This window comes from Streptomyces sporangiiformans (genome assembly GCF_005768555.2).
Lineage (GTDB): Bacteria > Actinomycetota > Actinomycetes > Streptomycetales > Streptomycetaceae > Streptomyces > Streptomyces sporangiiformans.
The window spans coordinates 14857-32036 of the sequence record NZ_VCHX02000137.1 but is presented as its reverse complement, the minus strand read 5'-3'; the positions used below and the strand labels follow the sequence as shown (position 1 = coordinate 32036).

Annotated in this window: 14 protein-coding genes; 4 read left to right on the top strand and 10 right to left on the bottom strand. The window is 70.0% G+C overall.

Features of this window, described 5'->3' with window-relative positions:
* The first annotated feature begins 75 nt into the window (after positions 1-75).
* The 4 genes from FGD71_RS20295 (at position 76) to atzF (ending at position 6815) form a co-directional block, all read left to right on the top strand.
* On the top strand, positions 76-900 hold the full coding sequence (locus tag FGD71_RS20295) for an urea amidolyase associated protein UAAP1 (protein ID WP_119101897.1): 825 nt from the start codon (positions 76-78) through the stop codon (positions 898-900).
* A complete protein-coding gene (locus tag FGD71_RS20290; RefSeq protein ID WP_119101896.1) occupies positions 897-1535 on the top strand; it encodes an urea amidolyase associated protein UAAP2 in 639 nt (212 codons plus the stop codon). Before FGD71_RS20295 ends, FGD71_RS20290 begins: the two co-directional genes overlap by 4 nt.
* A complete protein-coding gene (locus FGD71_RS20285) occupies positions 1532-5047 on the top strand; it encodes a 5-oxoprolinase/urea amidolyase family protein (RefSeq protein ID WP_119101895.1) in 3516 nt (1171 codons plus the stop codon). Before FGD71_RS20290 ends, FGD71_RS20285 begins: the two co-directional genes overlap by 4 nt.
* A 100-nt stretch (positions 5048-5147) precedes the next feature.
* The gene (atzF, locus tag FGD71_RS20280; protein ID WP_119101894.1) at positions 5148-6815 is read left to right on the top strand and encodes an allophanate hydrolase; all 1668 of its coding nucleotides are present in this window, start codon (positions 5148-5150) and stop codon (positions 6813-6815) included.
* A gap of 146 nt (positions 6816-6961) precedes the next feature.
* Here the strand turns inward: atzF and FGD71_RS20275 are convergent, their stop codons facing one another.
* The 10 genes from FGD71_RS20275 to pafA form a co-directional block, all read right to left on the bottom strand.
* Positions 6962-9775 carry a DEAD/DEAH box helicase gene (locus FGD71_RS20275; RefSeq protein WP_181359242.1) on the bottom strand — a complete coding sequence of 938 codons (2814 nt, stop codon included), beginning with the start codon at positions 9773-9775 and terminating at the stop codon, positions 6962-6964.
* Positions 9776-9948: 173 nt separating this feature from the next.
* A complete protein-coding gene (gene tatC, locus FGD71_RS20270) occupies positions 9949-10911 on the bottom strand; it encodes a twin-arginine translocase subunit TatC (protein WP_119101892.1) in 963 nt (320 codons plus the stop codon).
* Positions 10912-10958: 47 nt separating this feature from the next.
* On the bottom strand, positions 10959-11249 hold the full coding sequence (tatA, locus tag FGD71_RS20265; RefSeq protein ID WP_119101891.1) for a Sec-independent protein translocase subunit TatA: 291 nt from the start codon (positions 11247-11249) through the stop codon (positions 10959-10961).
* Positions 11250-11485: 236 nt separating this feature from the next.
* Positions 11486-11680: a hypothetical protein gene (locus tag FGD71_RS20260; RefSeq protein WP_119101890.1), complete on the bottom strand. Its 195-nt coding sequence runs from the start codon at positions 11678-11680 to the stop codon at positions 11486-11488.
* Positions 11681-11689: 9 nt separating this feature from the next.
* Positions 11690-11968: a hypothetical protein gene (locus tag FGD71_RS20255; RefSeq protein WP_119101889.1), complete on the bottom strand. Its 279-nt coding sequence runs from the start codon at positions 11966-11968 to the stop codon at positions 11690-11692.
* A gap of 11 nt (positions 11969-11979) precedes the next feature.
* Positions 11980-13059 (bottom strand): helix-turn-helix transcriptional regulator, encoded by a 1080-nt coding sequence (locus FGD71_RS20250; protein WP_119101888.1) that lies wholly within the window; start codon positions 13057-13059, stop codon positions 11980-11982.
* A gap of 15 nt (positions 13060-13074) precedes the next feature.
* On the bottom strand, positions 13075-14028 hold the full coding sequence (locus tag FGD71_RS20245) for a helix-turn-helix transcriptional regulator (protein WP_119101887.1): 954 nt from the start codon (positions 14026-14028) through the stop codon (positions 13075-13077).
* A 210-nt stretch (positions 14029-14238) separates the two neighbouring features.
* Positions 14239-14613 carry an FKBP-type peptidyl-prolyl cis-trans isomerase gene (locus tag FGD71_RS20240; RefSeq protein ID WP_119101886.1) on the bottom strand — a complete coding sequence of 125 codons (375 nt, stop codon included), beginning with the start codon at positions 14611-14613 and terminating at the stop codon, positions 14239-14241.
* 55 nt (positions 14614-14668) lie between these two features.
* Positions 14669-15646, bottom strand: coding sequence for an FKBP-type peptidyl-prolyl cis-trans isomerase (locus FGD71_RS20235; RefSeq protein WP_119101885.1), 978 nt, complete (start codon positions 15644-15646; stop codon positions 14669-14671).
* 167 nt (positions 15647-15813) lie between these two features.
* Positions 15814-17175, bottom strand: coding sequence for a Pup--protein ligase (pafA, locus tag FGD71_RS20230; RefSeq protein ID WP_119101884.1), 1362 nt, complete (start codon positions 17173-17175; stop codon positions 15814-15816).
* Positions 17176-17180: the final 5 nt, after the last annotated feature.

Sequence of the window (17180 nt, the reverse complement as noted above, 5' to 3'; positions counted from 1 at the left end):
CGACTCCTAATTTCTGTCGGGCGACAGAAATGACGGACGGACATGACCGACCACTGCCGAGCCGGAGGTCCCGCGATGGCGACAGCGACCACTTACGGAGCCCGAGCACACGCCCGCGCCCAGCAGGGCACCCGCGCCGAGGCCATGCCCGTGGTCCCGGCGAACACCTGGCCCGCGCCGCCCTGCGAGGCGGGCCATCTGGTGTGGGCGGAGACGGTGGCGGGCGGCAACTACACGCACAAGGTGCTGGCCCGCGGCACGGAGCTGCGGCTGACCGACCTCAGGGGCGACGCCTGCGCGCATCTGCTCCTGTTCGCCGCCGACCGGCCCTGGGAGCGCCTGAACGTGGCGGACACGGTCAAGATCCAGTGGAACGCCTACCTCGGCGAGGACCGGCTGCTCCTCTCCGACCAAGGTCGGGTGCTCGCCTCGGTGATCGCCGACACCTCCGGGCGGCACGACGCACTGTGCGGCACCTCCACCCTCGTACGGAACACTGAGCGGTACGGTGACGGGACGCCGCAGTCCCCGTCCCCCGCCGGGCGCGAACTGTTCAAACTGGCCGCCGCGAAGAACGGGCTGGCGCCCCGGGATCTCCCGCCGTCGCTGTCCTTCTTCCAAGGCGTGGAGGTACGCGACGACGGCGCCCTCGACTTCGCCGGTTCCGCCGGCCCCGGCGCCGACGTGACCCTGCGCACCGAGCAGGACGTGACCGTCCTGATCGCGAACGTGCCGCATCCCGCCGACCCGCGCACCGACTACGTGAGCACCCCCCTGGAGGTGCTCGCCTGGCGCTCGGAGGCGACCAAGCCCGGCGCCCCGCTGTGGGAGGCCACCCCCGAGGGCCGCCGCGCGTTCCTCAACACCACCGAGTTCCTCGCCGCGAGGGGGATCGCATGAAGACCGTCGTTCCGGCCAGGGCGGCCTGGTCGTCCGTGATACGCACCGGCGAGACGCTCACCATCACCGACCTGTACGGCAACCAGGCCGTCGACTTCCTCGTGTACGACGCCCACGACACATCCGTCCGCTACAGCGCCCCCGACACGATCCACGCGCAGGGCAACGTCTTCCTGACCACGGGAAGCGTGCTCATGTCCAACGAGCACACCCCGCTGATGACCGTCGTCGCCGACGACGTCGGCCGGCACGACACGGTCGGCGGCGCCTGCTCCAAGGAGTCGAACACCCTCCGGTACGGCCACCACACCTGGTCCCAGCACGCCTGCGTGGACAACTTCCTCGCCGAAGGCGCCAAGTACGGCCTGGGCAAGCGCGATCTCGTCTCGAATGTGAACTGGTACATGAACGTACCCGTCGAGAAGGACGGCACCCTCGGCATCGTCGACGGCATCTCCGCCCCCGGCCTCGCGCTGACCCTGCGCGCCGAGCGCGACGTGCTCGTCCTCGTCTCCAACTGCCCCCAGATCAACAACCCGTGCAACGGCTTCGACCCGACAGCGGTGGAGATGACCGTCACCGGGACGGACACCGAGACGGGCACCGGGGCGGGCACCGAGGCGGACCCGGCATGAGCTTCGACACGCTGCTCGTCGCGAACCGCGGCGAGATCGCCGTGCGCATCATCAGCACAGCACGCGAGCTCGGCCTGCGCACGGTCGCCGTGTACTCCGACGCCGACCGCTCCGCGCCCCACGTCCGGCTCGCCGACCAGGCCGTACGGCTCGGTCCCGCGCCCGCGAAGGAGTCGTACCTCGACGCCGACCTGCTGCTCAAGGCGGCCAAGGACAGCGGCGCGGGAGCGATCCATCCGGGTTACGGCTTCCTGTCCGAGGACGCTGCGTTCGCACGGCGCTGTGAGGACGCCGGGATCGTGTTCGTGGGACCGACCCCGGAGCAGCTGGAGCTGTTCGGGGCGAAGCACACGGCCCGGGCGGCGGCACAGGCGGCCGGCGTGCCGCTCGCGCCGGGCACGGGTCTGCTCTCCTCGGTGGACGAAGCCCTGACGGCCGCGGACCGCATCGGCTACCCGGTGATGCTCAAGGCGACCGGTGGCGGCGGCGGAATCGGTATGTCGGCATGTCGCTCCGCCACCGCACTGACCGAGGCCTGGGATCGGGTGCAGCGCGTCGCCGCGGCGTCCTTCTCCTCCGCCGGAGTCTTCCTGGAACGCCTCGTCGAACACGCCCGCCACGTCGAGGTGCAGGTCTTCGGCGACGGCCGGGGCAAGGTCGTCACCTTCGGCGACCGCGACTGCTCTCTGCAACGCCGCAACCAGAAGGTGGTCGAGGAGGCCCCTGCGCCCGGGCTCCCCCCGCACGTGCGCGAGCAACTGTCGGCCTCCGCCCGGGACTTGTGCTCCTCGGTCGGCTACCGCTCCGCCGGCACGGTCGAGTTCGTCTACGACGCGACGCGCGAGGAGGCGTACTTCCTCGAGGTCAACACCCGCCTCCAGGTGGAGCATCCGGTCACCGAGGAGATCTACGGCGTCGACCTCGTCGCGTGGATGCTGCGTCTCGCACGCGGGGACGCCGAGGTCGTACGCGACCCGGGGGCCCCGCACGGTCACGCCATGGAGGCCCGCCTGTACGCGGAGGACCCCTCGCGCGAACACCGGCCCAGCGCCGGCCTGTTGACCCAGGTGGCGTTCCCGCGGGACGTACGCGTGGACGGCTGGGTCGAGACCGGTACCGAAGTCACCACGGCCTACGATCCCCTGCTCGCGAAGATCGTCGTGTACGGCTCCGACCGTGCGCAGGCGCTGGCCCGACTGGACGAGGCACTGGCCGGAACCCGGGTCGACGGCATCGAGACGAACCTCGGGCTGGTGCGGGCCGCTCTCGCGGAGCCGTCGTTCCTGGCCGCCGGACACTCGACGGCGACCCTCGCCGGCGTCCTCGACCCGACGCCCCGCATCGAAGTGGTCTCCGGCGGAACGCTCACCTCGGTCCAGGACTGGCCCGGCCGCAACGGCTACTGGCAGGTGGGCGTGCCTCCGTGCGGCCCGATGGACGACCTGTCCTTCCGGCTCGGCAACCGTGCGCTCGGCAACGACGAGGGCGCGCCAGGGCTCGAATGCACCTTGCAGGGACCGGCGTTGAGGTTCACGCACACCACGACGGTGTGCGTCACAGGTGCTCCGGCGCCGATCTCCGTGGAGGGTCTTGCCGTCCCGCAATGGGAGCCGGTGACGGTCCCCGCGGGCGCCCTGTTGGAGGTCGGTCCCCCGGCCGGACACGGCCTGCGCACATACGTCCTCTTCGCGGGCGGCGGCCTCGACGTGCCGGCGTTCCTCGGCAGCGCGTCGACATTCACGCTCGGCCGGTTCGGCGGGCACGGCGGGCGGGCGCTGCGCACAGGGGACGTCCTGCACGGCGGCGCGGTCGCACCCAAGGGTGCGGCGGTGCCCGAGGCGGAACGGCCGGTGTTCGGCGCCCAGTGGCGGATCGCTGCGCTCGAAGGCCCGCACGCCGCACCGGAGTTCTTCACCGACGACGACATACGCGACTTCTACGCGGCCGAGTGGAAGGTCCACTTCAACTCGGCACGCACGGGCGTACGGCTGGTCGGTCCGAAGCCACGCTGGGCGCGCACCGACGGCGGCGAGGCGGGCCTGCACCCGTCCAACATCCATGACACGCCCTACTCCGTCGGCGCCGTCGACTACACGGGCGACATGCCGGTACTGCTCGGCCCCGACGGACCCTCCCTCGGCGGATTCGTGTGCCCGGCGACGATCATCAGTGCGGAACGCTGGAAGCTCGGTCAGCTGCGCCCCGGCGACACGGTGCGCTTCGCGCCGGTGGACGGGAACGGGGCACCACGGCCCGACATCGTGGACGGCGGCGTGCTCGCGCGGGACGGCGACGTGACGTACCGCCGCAGCGGCGACGACAACCTGCTGGTCGAGTTCGGGCCCATGCAACTGGACCTGGCGTTGCGCATGCGGGTGCACGCGCTGATGGAGGCTGTGGCCGAGGCCCGTCTCGACGGGGTCACGGACCTCACGCCGGGCATCCGCTCTCTCCAGATCCGGACCGACCCTCACCGCCTGCCGCAGCACCAACTCCTTGCGACGGTACGGTCGGTGGCCGCCACGCTGCCCGCCACCGACGAGCTGGTCGTACCGTCCCGGACCGTCCACCTCCCCCTCTCCTGGGACGACCCGGCCACCCGCGAGGCGATCACCCGCTATATGGCGGGCGTGCGCGACGACGCGCCCTGGTGCCCGTGGAACATCGAGTTCATCCGCCGCGTCAACGGCCTGGACTCGGTGGAGGACGTGTACCGGACGGTCTTCGACGCCGAGTACCTGGTCCTCGGTCTGGGCGATGTGTACTTGGGCGCACCGGTGGCCACGCCCCTGGACCCGCGCCATCGCCTGGTCACGACGAAGTACAACCCGGCGCGCACCTGGACGGCCGAGAACTCGGTCGGCATCGGCGGGGCGTATCTCTGCGTGTACGGGATGGAGGGGCCCGGCGGCTACCAGTTCGTGGGCCGCACGACGCAGGTGTGGTCGGGGTGGCAGCAGCGGGGCGCGTTCGAGCCCGGCTCGCCCTGGCTGCTGCGCTTCTTCGACCGGATCAAGTGGTACCCGGTGGAGGCGGATGAGCTCCTGACCCTCCGGGCCGACATCGTCTCCGGACGCTTCGTGCCGCTCATCGAAGAGGGTGTCTTCTCGCTGGCCGAGTACGAGGCGTTCCTGGCCGACAACGCGGACTCCATCGCCGAGTTCAGGGCGAGCCAGGTCGCGGCCTTCTCCGCCGAACGGGACGCGTGGGAGGCGGCGGGCGAGTTCACCCGCGCCGAGGCGGCCTCCGCGCCGGCCCCGGCATCGGCTCAGGTCACGGTCCCGCCGGGTGGCCGCCTCGTCGAGGCCGAGTTCGCCGCTTCGGTATGGCAGCTGAACGTCGCCAAGGGCGACGAGGTGACCTCCGGCCAACCCCTACTCGCCCTGGAGGCCATGAAGATGGAGTCCAGGGTGCACGCCCCGATGGACGGCGTGGTCATAGAGATCCTCACCAAGCCGGGCGCCCAGGTGGAAGCGGGCACAGCACTGATGGTGCTCGCACCAGCGAGCTGACAGGTGGTGTGTGGGCAGGCGTTCCGCAGGGCGGAACGGGTGGGCACACACCACCCACCGGGCCGCGGTCGAGCACGAAACCCCAGCGCAAGGAGCACGGATGTCGTCCCCCTCCCTGACCCGAGTCCAGTCGGCCTACGCCCGCATAGAGGCCGCAAACCGCCCCGAGATCTGGATCGACCTGCGCCCCGGCGCGGAGGTCGAGACGGAGGCCCGGGCGATCGACGCCCGGGTAGCCGCAGGCGAACACCTCCCCCTCGCGGGCAGCGTGTTCGCCGCAAAGGGCAACATCGACGTAGCGGGCCTGCCCACCACCGCCGGATGTCCTTCCTACGCGTACCAGCCGGAGGCAGACGCCCCCGCGGTCGCCCGCCTCCGCGCGGCCGGCGCGATCGTCCTCGGCACCACGAACCTGGACCAGTTCGCGACAGGCCTCGTCGGCACCCGCTCCCCCCACGGCGCCGTGCGCAACGCCATCGACCCGCACAGAATCAGCGGCGGCTCCAGCTCCGGCTCAGCCGTAGCGGTAGCGCTCGGCATCGTGGACTTCGCGCTGGGCACGGACACCGCGGGCAGCGGACGCGTACCGGCCGCGTTCAACGGCATCGTCGGCCTGAAACCCACCCGGGGCCTCGTCCCCACCGACGGCGTGGTCCCGGCCTGCGCATCCCTGGACTGCGTGACGGTCTTCGCCCGCACCCTGCCGGAGGCGGAAAGGGCCCTGGCGCACATGGCCTCCCCACCCGGCCGGGCACTGCCCGCGCTCCCTCAGCGCGCCCCAGGGCCTTGGCGCGTGGCCGTCCCGCCCCAGGAGCAGCTCGGCGAAATGGACGAGGGCTGGGCTCAGGCGTACGAAGCGGCCGTGTCCCAACTGCGCGCCGCGGGCGCCGAGTTGCGCACTCTTGACCTCGCCCCCTTCACCGAGGCCGCGGCGATGCTCTACGAAGGCGCCTTCGTGGCCGAGCGCTACACGGCCGTGGGGAGCTTTGTCGATAAGTTGATCTCCGAGGGTGGTGAGGGGCTGGACCCCACGGTCGCCGGGATCATCACCCGCGCCCGGGACATCCCGGCTCACCGGCTCTTCGCCGACCAGGACCGGCTGGCAGCCCTGCGCACGCGGGCACTGGCCGAGTTCGCGGACGCGGACGCCCTGCTCCTGCCGACCGCGCCCGGTCACCCCACACTCGCCGAGGTCGCCGCCGACCCCCTGGGAGCCAACGCCCGGCTCGGCCGCTTCACCAACTCCACGAACCTCTTCGACCTGGCCGCCGTCGCCGTTCCGGCGGGCCAGGTGGCCGGTCTGCCCTTCGGCGTCATGCTGATCGGTCCGGCCTTCACCGACGAACGTCTCGCCCTGATGGCCTGTGCGCTGGCCGTGCCTCCGGTCCGGGTCGCCGTGGTCGGCGCACACCTGTCGGGCCAGCCGCTGAACGGTCAGCTTCTCGCGCTGGGCGCCGAGTTGGAGCGTACGACCGGGACGGCACCCGTCTATCGGCTGCACGCCCTGGCCACCGACCCGCCGAAACCGGGCCTGGTCCACGTGGGCGCGGGCGGCGCCGCGATCGAGGCCGAGGTGTGGCGGCTGCCCGCCGAGGGGCTCGGCCGGCTCGTCGCCGCACTGCCGCGGCCGATGGCGCTGGGCCGGGTCATGCTCGCCGACGGCAGCGACGTACCCGGTTTCCTGTGTGAGCCGGACGCGCTCGGCACGGCACGGGACATCACCGGGTACGGGGGCTGGCGCGCGTATCTGGAGTCGCTCGGCGACTGACGGCGGCTGACGCGGGAACTGGTGCGGACCGGTGCGCCATCCTCGGCGCACCAGCCCTCGTGCACAAGCTCTCGCGGATCGGCCTCAGGATCAGTGCCGAAGATCAGTCCCCGAGATCAGTGCCCAGGATCAGCCCACCGCCGAGCTCAGCCCACCGACGAGTAGGCCACCACCCCGCGCAGCAGACCGTCCACGGCCTTGCGCGCGTTCTTCGCCACCGTCGAGCCCGCCCCGGAGGCGGGCGCCGCCGCCGAGATCTGGCCGAGCACGTCGATGACCTGCTTGCACCACCGCACGAAGTCACCCGCGGGCATGTCCGCCTCGCGGAGCACCTCGTCGAGGCCCTTGCCGGAGGCCCACTCGTAGGCGGCCCAGGCGAAGCCCAGGTCGGGCTCGCGCTGACCGACGCCCTCGGTCTGGCTGATCCGGAAGTCCTCTTCCAGCGCGTCGAGCCGGCCCCAGATGCGGACCATCTCACCGAGCGCGGCCTTCGCCTTGCCGGACGGCACCTTCGGTGCCAGTGCGTCGTCGCCGACCCGCGCCTCGTACACCAGCGCCGAGACGCACGCCGCCAGCTCCGCCGGCGCGAGGCCCTCCCAGACGCCGGCGCGCAGGCACTCGCTGGCGAGCAGGTCCAGCTCACCGTAGAGCCGGGCGAGTCGCTTGCCGTGCTCGGTGACCTCGTCGCCGCGCAGATAGTCGAGCTCGGTCAGGAGCGCGACGATCCGGTCGAAGGTGCGGGCGATGGTGTTCGTCCGCCCCTCGATGCGTCGCTCCAGCTGCGAGGTGTCGCGCAGCAGCCGGTGGTAGCGCTCGGCCCAACGCGCATGGTCCTCACGGTCGCTGCACCCATGGCAGGGGTGTGCGCGCAGCGCGGTGCGCAGCCGTGCGATCTCGCGGTCGTCCGCGGCCTCGGCCCGCTTCCTGCGGTGCCGGTCGGGCACGATGTGCCCGGCCTTCGTCCGCAGCGCGGAGGCCAGATCGCGGCGCGACTGGGGCGAGCGCGGGTTGAACGACTTCGGAATCCGCATCCGCTCCAGCGCCTCGACGGGCACCGGGAAGTCGATCGACGCGAGCCGCTTGACCTGCCGTTCGGCGGTGAGCACGAGCGGCCGCGGTCCGTCGTGGTGCTCGAAGCCGCGGTGACCGTTGGAACGCCCGGCGGGCAGGCCGGGGTCGAGGACCAGCGCGAGCCCCGCGAACTTGCCGGTCGGCACGTGGATCACATCGCCGGGCTTGAGTTTCTCCAGCGCCACGGCCGCTTCCGCACGCCGCTGCGCCGCCCCCTGTTTGGCGAGCTCGGTCTCGCGGTCCTTGAGGTCGCGGCGCAGTCGCGCATACTCCTCGAAGTCCCCCAGGTGGCAGGTCATGGAGGCCTTGTAGCCCTCCAGCCCCTCTTCGTTGCGCTGCACCTGTCGCGAGATGCCCACCACCGACTTGTCGGCCTGGAACTGTGCGAAGGACGTCTCCAGCAGCTCGCGCGAGCGGTGCCGGCCGAACTGCTCGACGAGGTTCACCGCCATGTTGTACGAGGGCTTGAAGCTGGAGCGCAGCGGGTATGTGCGCGTGCCCGCCAGGCCCGCGAGGTGCTCCGGGCTCATGCCGCGATGCCACAGCACGACGGCGTGGCCCTCGACATCGATGCCACGGCGGCCGGCCCGGCCGGTCAGCTGGGTGTACTCGCCGGGTGTGATGTCGGCGTGCTGTTCGCCGTTCCACTTGACGAGCTTCTCCAACACCACCGAACGTGCGGGCATGTTGATGCCGAGCGCGAGGGTCTCGGTGGCGAACACGGCCTTGACCAGGCCGCGTACGAAGAGCTCCTCGACGACCTCCTTGAACGTCGGCAGCATGCCCGCGTGGTGGGCCGCGATGCCGCGCTCCAGGCCTTCGAGCCACTCGTAGTAGCCCAGGACGTGGAGGTCCTCGGCCGGTATGGAGGACGTGCGCTCCTCGACGAGGGCGCGGACCTCCAGGCGTGCCTCGTCGTCGTTGAGCCTGAGGCCCGCGTACAGACACTGCTGGACGGCGGCCTCGCAGGCCGCGCGGCTGAAGATGAACGTGATGGCGGGCAGCAGCCCCTCGGCGTCGAGCCGCTCGATGACCTCGGGGCGGCCCGGTGTCCACACCCGTGATCTCTGGCGCCGCTCGCGCTCACGGTCGGCCTCGCGCATGGCGCGGCCCCGTCTGCGGTCCTGGAACGAGGGGCGCGTCGCCTCCATGCGGGCCAGACGCGCGAGGTCGGGGTTGACGGCCTTCTTGTGGCCCTCGCCCTCCTCGAACAGGTCATATATGCGGCGTCCGGCCAGCACGTGCTGGAACAGGGGCACAGGACGGTGCTCGGAGACGATCACCTGGGTGTCGCCGCGGACGGTGTCGAGCCAGTCCCCGAACTCCTCCGCATTGGACACCGTCGCCGAGAGCGATACCAGGGTCACCGACTCGGGGAGGTGAATGATCACTTCCTCCCAGACGGCGCCGCGGAAACGGTCCGAGAGGTAGTGCACCTCGTCCATGACGACGTGACCGAGTCCGAGGAGGGTCTGCGAGCCCGCGTAGAGCATGTTGCGCAGCACCTCGGTGGTCATCACGACCACCGGTGCGTCGGAGTTGACGCTGTTGTCGCCGGTGAGCAGGCCGACCTTCTCGGCGCCGTAACGGCGCGCCAGGTCGGCGTACTTCTGGTTCGACAGCGCCTTGATGGGTGTGGTGTAGAAGCACTTCTTGCCCTGCTGGAGGGCGAGGTGGACGGCGAACTCGCCGACGATCGTCTTGCCCGAGCCGGTGGGCGCGGCCACCAGCACCCCCTTGCCGGCCTCGAGGGCCTGGCAGGCCTCGATCTGGAAGGGGTCGAGGCCGAAGTCGTACATCTCGCGGAAGGACGCGAGCGCGGTGGCCTGCTCGACAGCACGCTTCCGTGCTGCCGCGTACCGCTCGGCCGGTGAGAGGTCCTCTGTCATCGTGCTTTCGAGACTACCGGCCACCACTGACAACAGGACGATCAATATCCGGATCCGGCGCTGCGTACCGTTCGCCTCCGGGAGCTGAAAGCCGGTGCCGAGGGCTCGGCACCGGCGCACCCCTAAGGCTGACTCGCCGGCCACGGCCTGGACCGTCCCAGGTCGTCCGTGTTTCAGGTCACATCGTCGTACCCGTTGACCCGGTCATGGTCCCGCTCGGAGTCCGCCTGCGCCGGCAGCGCGCGGCTGGCCGACACGGACTCGATCTCGCCGATGTCGTCAGGCGTGAGGTCGAGTTCGGACGCCTCGTCGTCGTCCGGTCCCTCTGCCTCGCGGCGGGCCCGGCGGCGGTCGTTGAGCAGCGAGAAGCCGGTGGCGGCGAAGTACAGGATCCAGATCGGACCGGCGAGCGCCATCATCGTCAGCGGGTCCGTGCTGGGCGTGGCGATCGCGGCGAACACCGTGATGCCCATGATCATGCCGCGCCACCAGCCTGCCATGCGCTTGCCGGTGATCATTCCGGTCATGTTGAGCATGACCAGGAGCAGCGGCAGTTCGAAGGAGAGGCCGAAGACGATCACCATGCGTGTCACGAGGTCGAGCAGGTCGTCCAGTGGCAGCAGGTTGTCGACGCCGAACGGCGTGAACTCGATCAGGACCTTCGCGGTGGTGGGCAGCACTTTGTACGCGAAGAAGGCACCGCCGAGGAACAGCGGGACGCCCGTGGCGACGAACGCGTACGCGTACTTCTTCTCGCTCCGGTGCAGACCGGGCGCCACGAACGCCCAGAGCTGGTAGAGCCAGATCGGCGAGGCCAGCACGACGCCCGCCATGAGAGACACCTTCAGCGCCAGCGTGAAGGGGGTGAGCAGACCGTTGATGGTGATCTGCGCGCAGGTGGTGTCGTCGGACGACTTCGCCAGCTGCTCGAAGGACTTCCCACAGCCGACCGAGTCGAGGATCGGCTTGGTGAAGAAGTTGATGATGTCGTTGTAGAAGAAGGCGGCGACGACCGTGACGGCGACGATGGCCAGCATCGCCTTCGCGAGCCGGTTGCGAAGCTCACGCAGGTGCTCCGCGAGGGGCATCCGCCCCTCCGGATCCTTCTCTTCCTTCTTGCGGGCAGACTTGAGCAACCCACGTTCCCATCTCGTGCAGCGGGCCGGCGGTCACCGGCCCTGCGTCAGCGCTTGGTCGTGTCCGTCGGCTCGCTGACCGGGCGGGAACTGGTCACATCGCCGGGCGCCGCCTGGATGGTGCGCTGGCCCGGGGTCTGCTGGTCGTCGTGCGGCGGAGCGGACGGGGCGGCGCTGTTGTCCTGGCCCTCCGTCTTCATCGCCTTGGCCTCGCTCTTGAGGATGCGGGCGGACTTGCCCAGGGAGCGAGCCATGTCCGGAAGCTTCTTCGCGCCGAACAGCAGGATGATGACGACGAGGATGAGAATGATCTCGGGGGCTCCGAGCCTTCCGAACATAGTCTTTACCTTCTCACCGAGGCGGCGTGGGTGGGTTGCCGTCCGACCCGTCGGACACCTGTCCGAGGGTCGTACAGACAGCGATCGTAACGCTCAGGGGTGAACGCTGGGCAATCCCTGTGCGTACTCCCAGTTCGCGGCCCGCGCCTCGTTCTCCGGGCCGCGTCCAGCAGAGTACCTGCCGACCCTGCGAAGTTGACAGGGCAGACTGCCCCAAAGCGCCCAGCCGGGACGAGTCACAGGGAATCCACAGTGCGTGCCGCGCTCGCGGAGGCTCGTTCCAGGTCCTCGGCGGCGCGATTGATGCGCCGCGCGGAATCGGTGACTTGCCTGCCCAGGCGCTCGGCCTCCAGGAAGACCCGGACGGCGAGGACACCGAGGACGGCGATTCCCAGGAAACCCACAGCGATCGCGAGCATCGGCCAGAACATGCGCCGAGCCTAGACCGTCGAGTGCAGTCGCAGCGTCCGCACCCCTCCGCCGGTGAGGAGTTCGACGATGCGCTCGCCGGCCGGTTTGCGCACCGCCGCGCCGCACTCCGGGCACGTGAAGGAGTAGAAGGTGGTCCGGGGCGTGGCACCGATCGCCAGGCGCAGGGCGCCCGCGGCGAGTTCGAGGCGTGCGCGGCAGTCGGGGCAGGCGGCCCTGAACACCACGGGGTCCACTCTCGCCATCCCCGAAAAAGCGGACGTCGCGGACATTCCACGCGCATCAGACATCGCCGACCTGTTCAAAGCCCTTGCTCCCGCCTGCCGTACAGCCCGTCCTGGACTCCGTGAGGCCCGTCGTGCGGGCTCGGCGCGCCCTGCGGCCCGCCGTGTACGCCCTCCGGCCCGTCGTACGCCGCGAGCGCCTCGCGGGCCGCCTGCCGGGCGCTGTCCGCGAGTTCCCGGGGCGAGACGATCCGTCCGTCCCGCCCGAGTCTCAGCGCGAGGCGGCGCAGCGAGGCGGGATCGGGCGTACGCAAGGTGATACGCAGACCGCCGTCCGGCAGTTCATCGGCACTGTCGTGCGGGTAGTACTCGGCGACCCAGCGCCCGCCGGGGCCCACCTCCACGACCACCTCGGGATCCTCGGCCGCGGGCTGCACCAGCCCCTCGGACAGATCCCGCAGCTCGATCTCGGGCGGCACGGACGGCTCGTCCAGGATCCGGATCTCCGCGACCCGGTCGAGGCGGAAGGTGCGCCGCGCCTCGGAGCGGCGGCACCACGCCTCCACATAGGTGTGACCGACGCTGACCAGGCGGATCGGGTCGATCTCCCGCTCGGTGACCTCGTCGCGCGCGGGCGAGTAGTAGCGGATCCACAGCCGTCGCCGCTCGGAGATCGCCCGGTCGACGTCCGCGAACACCCCGCCCTCGGATTCGAACGTGACCGACAGCCGGGAACTCGCTCCCGCCGCCTCGCCCGACGCGGCCTCCACCTTCGCGGTGGCCCGCAGCAGCGCCTGCCGGTCCCCCTCACGCAGCCCCGGCAGCGTGGACACGGCCCGGGCGGCCACCAGCAGCGCGGTCGCCTCGTCGGCGGCGATACGCAGCGGCTCGGCCGCCTCCGCGCCGAGGGCGCCCGGATTGCGCCACCAGATCCGCTCACCGTCCGTGTCGATGTCCAGCAGATCGCCGCCCCGGAAGCTGGTGCCGCACAGCGGCAGCACATCCAGATCGGAGATCAGCTCGTCCTCGGAGATCCCGAAGGCCCGGGCCACGTCGGCGACCCGCGCACCAGGACGCTCCCGCAGATACGTCACCAGGGAGAGCATTCGCCGGGTCTGGTCGATGGCGCTCGTGGGCCTGGCCGGTTTTCCCACCACTTTCTTGACGTCCCCTCAGCCCTTGGCCACGGCACGCAGCCGGTCCACGACATCGGCCCGCAGCTCGGCGGGCTCCAGGACCACCACATCGGGCCCGAACTCCACCAGCCAGGCGTCCAGTCCATGCCCGTACGGGATCACCAACTCGTCCCACCCGCCGCCCAGTTCCCGCACGGAGACAGCCTTGGCCCGCAGCGGGTAACCCGCGCCCGTACGCAGCCTTATCACCGCGGAGCGGTCGGCGATCTCCCCCGCCCAGCTCGCGACCGTCTCGCGGACGGTGACGACATCGGGCACCTCGGCGGTGAACTTCCCGCTACGGGTACGGACCCTGCCCGTGATCCGTGACAGCCGGAAGACCCGCTCCGCGCCCCGGTCACGGTCCCAGCCGGCCAGGTACCAGTGGCCCCGCCAGCACTCCAGCGCCCACGGCTCGACCAGGCGGGGCTCGGGACGGACGGCGGTCGCCTTGCGGTAGTCGAAGGAGACCGGGCGGCGGTCGCGGCAGGCGAGCATCAGCGGCTCGAAGGCGGCCTCGTGCACGGGGATACGCGGCTCCAGGGCCCCGTGCGCCTCGTACGGGTCGACGTCCTCGGGCAGCCCGGCCGCACGCAGCTTCTGCAGGGCGCCGCTCGCCGCGCCCGCGAGCCGGGCCTGCTGCCAGACCTTGGCGGCCAGCCCGAGGGCCGCGGCCTCCTCGGCGTCCAGAGTGATGGGCGGCAGACGGTTGCTGTCGCGGCGTGCCAGATAACCGACTTCGCCGTCCAGGTTCTCCACCGTCTCGATGACCAGGCCGAGTTCGCGCAGATCATCCTTGTCGCGCTCGAACATCCGGTTGAAGGAGTCGTCCGAACCGGCTTCCAGATAAGCCTCGATGGACTGGCGAAGCTCACGTTTACTCAGGGGCCGCCGCGTCCCGAGCAGACACAGCGCCAGGTTCATCAACCGCTCGGCCTTGGCAATGGCCATCGACGCCCTACGTCCTCTCGTTCAGCCCTTCCGCTCGATGACCGTACCGCTCCGGGGTGTCGCGGCAAAAGCCGAGGGTCCATGCCTGGGCAGGCATGGACCCCAGATGATCGAGTCCGGTCAGACCTCGGTCACACAGCGTACGAAGATCCGCCGCGCCGAGCGCCGGCGGATCCCCGCGAAGATCAGACCGAAGATCAGACCCGAAGATCAGACCGCGACCAGGTCGCAGACGAAGATCAGCGTCTCGCCCGGCGCGATACGGCCGCCACCGGCGCCGCGGTCGCCATAGGCGAGGTGGGCCGGGATCGTCAGCTGACGACGGCCGCCGACCTTCATGCCCTGCACACCCTGGTCCCAGCCGGAGATGACCTGACCGACACCGAGCTGGAACTCCAGCGGCGTACCGCGGTTCCAGGACGCGTCGAACTCCTCACCGGTGGAGAAGGCCACGCCCACGTAGTGGACCTTGACGAAGTCACCGGCCTTCGCGACCGGCCCGTCGCCCTCCCAGATGTCCTTGATCTCGAGGTCCGCCGGGGGCTCGCCGCCCGGGAAGTCGATCTCGGGCTTCTCGATGCTCACTTCATTACTCCTTGTTACGCGGCCTGTGTCCCGGACGGTGTCATCGGCACCGCGGTCAGACCGTTCCGAGAATATCCACGACGAAGACCAGAGTGTTCTTCGCCAGTTCGCTGCTGGGGGTCCCGCCGTAGCCGAGCTTGGGCGGGATCACCAGCAGGACCCGGTCGCCCACGTTCTTGCCGACGAGGCCCTTGTCCCAGCCCGGCACCACGGAGCCGGTGCCGATCTGGAAGGCGATGGCGCCACCGTGGTCCCAGGAGGAGTCGAACTTCTTGCCGTCCTCCCACTTGACCCCGGTGTACTGGGCGATGAGCCCCTGACCTGCCTTGACCTTGTCACCACTGCCCTTGACCAGCACCTGCTGCTCGAGGTCCTTGGGGGCCTTGGTGCCCTTGGGAATGGTGATGGTCGCCGCCTTCTGCGAGGGAGCCTTCACCTCCGGCAGGCCCGCCTCGACGGCGGCCTGCTCACCCTTCGCCTCCGCCTTGGAGTCGACGGAGGCGGTACCGACCGCGTCCAGCACCCAGACCAGCACATCCTTGGGCTTGATTCCCGAAGACGGGTTCAGAGTGTCGCCGAACAGATCGCCCGCGGTGCCCTGCACCAGGATCCGACTGCCCTGCTTCTCACCCTTGACGGCCTCCAGCACCTTGGCGGGCAGCTGCTGGCTCGGCCGGCCGATCCGCTCCACGGCCTGCCTGCGCGGCGTCGACGCCCCGCCCGTCGCGGCCCAGCTGCTACCGAGCTCCTGGGCGCCCTCCCACTTCTCGACGGTCCAGTCCAACCGGACGAAGTCGGAGTTCTTGATCTCGGCTCCGTCACCCTTGGAGAGGGCCTTGATCACCGTTTTCTTGGACGGCTCCCCGTCCTTCGGGACGGAAATCTCGGGCTTCGCCCCGAACTTCCCCTTCACCTGGGCGACGCCGCTCGTCGCCTCGTTGTCGCTGTCATCGTCCGATCCGCACGCGGCGGTGATCAGCAGGGCGGGCACGGCCAGCAGCGCGATGACACGGCGCTTCACATTGTGTTTCATCAGTCCAACTGGGGGATTGGGGCCAGGGCAATGGCCGCCACTCTACGGCGTGCACGCGGTCTTGTTCGGATTGCCGCGAGACGCGCCGCCGCCCCCTACGCCCGATGCCCGGAGGCAGTGCTGCCTCCGGGCATCGGGCGCAATGGCCGGCGCGAGCCGGGGCCGGCTCACATTCCGGCGATGAGCTTCTCCACCCGGTCGTCGACGGACCGGAACGGGTCCTTGCACAACACGGTGCGCTGTGCCTGGTCGTTGAGCTTGAGATGGACCCAGTCGACGGTGAAATCCCGGCGCTGTTCCTGCGCGCGCCGGATGAAGTCGCCGCGCAGCCGGGCCCGGGTGGTCTGCGGCGGCACGGACTTGCCCTCGAAGATCTTCAGGTCGTTGCAGATCCGAGCGGCTTGGCCCTTCTTCTCCAACAGGTAGTAGAGACCTCGGCGGCGGTGGATGTCGTGGTAGGCGAGGTCTATCTGCGCGACACGCGGGTGCGACATCGTCATGTTGTGCTTGGCGCGGTACCGCTCCAGGAGCTTGTACTTCATGACCCAGTCGATCTCCGTACCGATCCGGTCGAGATCCTCCGTCTCGATCGCGTCGAGCGTACGGCCCCACAGTTCGAGGACCTGCTCGACCGTGCCGGTGCGGATACCGCGACGCTCGCAGAAGTCCACGGCCTTCTCGTAGTACTCGCGCTGAACCTCCAGGGCCGAGGCCTCACGGCCGCTGGCCAGGCGAACCTTGCGACGGCCCGTGATGTCGTGGCTGACCTCGCGGATGGCCCGGATCGGGTTCTCCAGCGTCAGGTCACGCATCACCGTGCCCGCCTCGATCATGCGCAGCACCAGATCAGTGGCACCGACCTTGAGGAGCATGGTCGTCTCGGACATGTTCGAGTCACCGACGATCACATGCAGCCGGCGGTAGCGCTCCGCGTCCGCGTGCGGCTCGTCCCGGGTGTTGATGATCGGCCGGGAACGCGTCGTCGCCGAGGAGACGCCCTCCCAGATGTGCTCGGCCCGCTGACTGACGCAGTACACCGCGCCGCGCGGAGTCTGCAGCACCTTGCCGGCACCACAGAGGAGCTGCCTGGTGACAAGGAACGGGATGAGGATGTCCGCGAGCCGGGAGAACTCCCCGTGGCGGGCCACCAGATAGTTCTCGTGGCAGCCGTAGGAGTTGCCCGCCGAGTCGGTGTTGTTCTTGAAGAGGTAGACGTCGCCCGCGATTCCTTCCTCGTGCAGGCGTCGTTCGGCGTCTACCAGGAGTCCTTCCAGAATGCGCTCGCCCGCCTTGTCGTGGGTGACAAGCTCTGTCACGTTGTCACATTCGGGAGTCGCGTATTCCGGATGTGATCCCACGTCGAGATAGAGGCGGGCGCCGTTTCGCAGAAAGACATTGCTGCTGCGGCCCCATGACACGACACGGCGGAAGAGGTACCGCGCCACCTCGTCAGGAGACAGGCGGCGCTGTCCCCTGAACGTACATGTGACGCCGTACTCGTTCTCCAGCCCGAAAATGCGGCGGTCCATGACTG

Bases quoted from the DNA above. Each gene is read 5' to 3' on its own strand.
- FGD71_RS20245 (WP_119101887.1), bottom strand. From the start codon at position 14,028: ATGGCCATTGCCAAGGCCGAGCGGTTGATGAACCTGGCGCTGTGTCTG.
- FGD71_RS20290 (WP_119101896.1), top strand. From the start codon at position 897: ATGAAGACCGTCGTTCCGGCCAGGGCGGCCTGGTCGTCCGTGATACGC.
- FGD71_RS20235 (WP_119101885.1), bottom strand. From the start codon at position 15,646: ATGAAACACAATGTGAAGCGCCGTGTCATCGCGCTGCTGGCCGTGCCC.
- FGD71_RS20275 (WP_181359242.1), bottom strand. From the start codon at position 9,775: ATGACAGAGGACCTCTCACCGGCCGAGCGGTACGCGGCAGCACGGAAG.
- tatA (WP_119101891.1), bottom strand. From the start codon at position 11,249: ATGTTCGGAAGGCTCGGAGCCCCCGAGATCATTCTCATCCTCGTCGTC.
- FGD71_RS20295 (WP_119101897.1), top strand. From the start codon at position 76: ATGGCGACAGCGACCACTTACGGAGCCCGAGCACACGCCCGCGCCCAG.
- pafA (WP_119101884.1), bottom strand. From the start codon at position 17,175: ATGGACCGCCGCATTTTCGGGCTGGAGAACGAGTACGGCGTCACATGT.
- FGD71_RS20260 (WP_119101890.1), bottom strand. From the start codon at position 11,680: ATGTTCTGGCCGATGCTCGCGATCGCTGTGGGTTTCCTGGGAATCGCC.
- FGD71_RS20255 (WP_119101889.1), bottom strand. From the start codon at position 11,968: ATGTCTGATGCGCGTGGAATGTCCGCGACGTCCGCTTTTTCGGGGATG.
- FGD71_RS20285 (WP_119101895.1), top strand. From the start codon at position 1,532: ATGAGCTTCGACACGCTGCTCGTCGCGAACCGCGGCGAGATCGCCGTG.
- atzF (WP_119101894.1), top strand. From the start codon at position 5,148: ATGTCGTCCCCCTCCCTGACCCGAGTCCAGTCGGCCTACGCCCGCATA.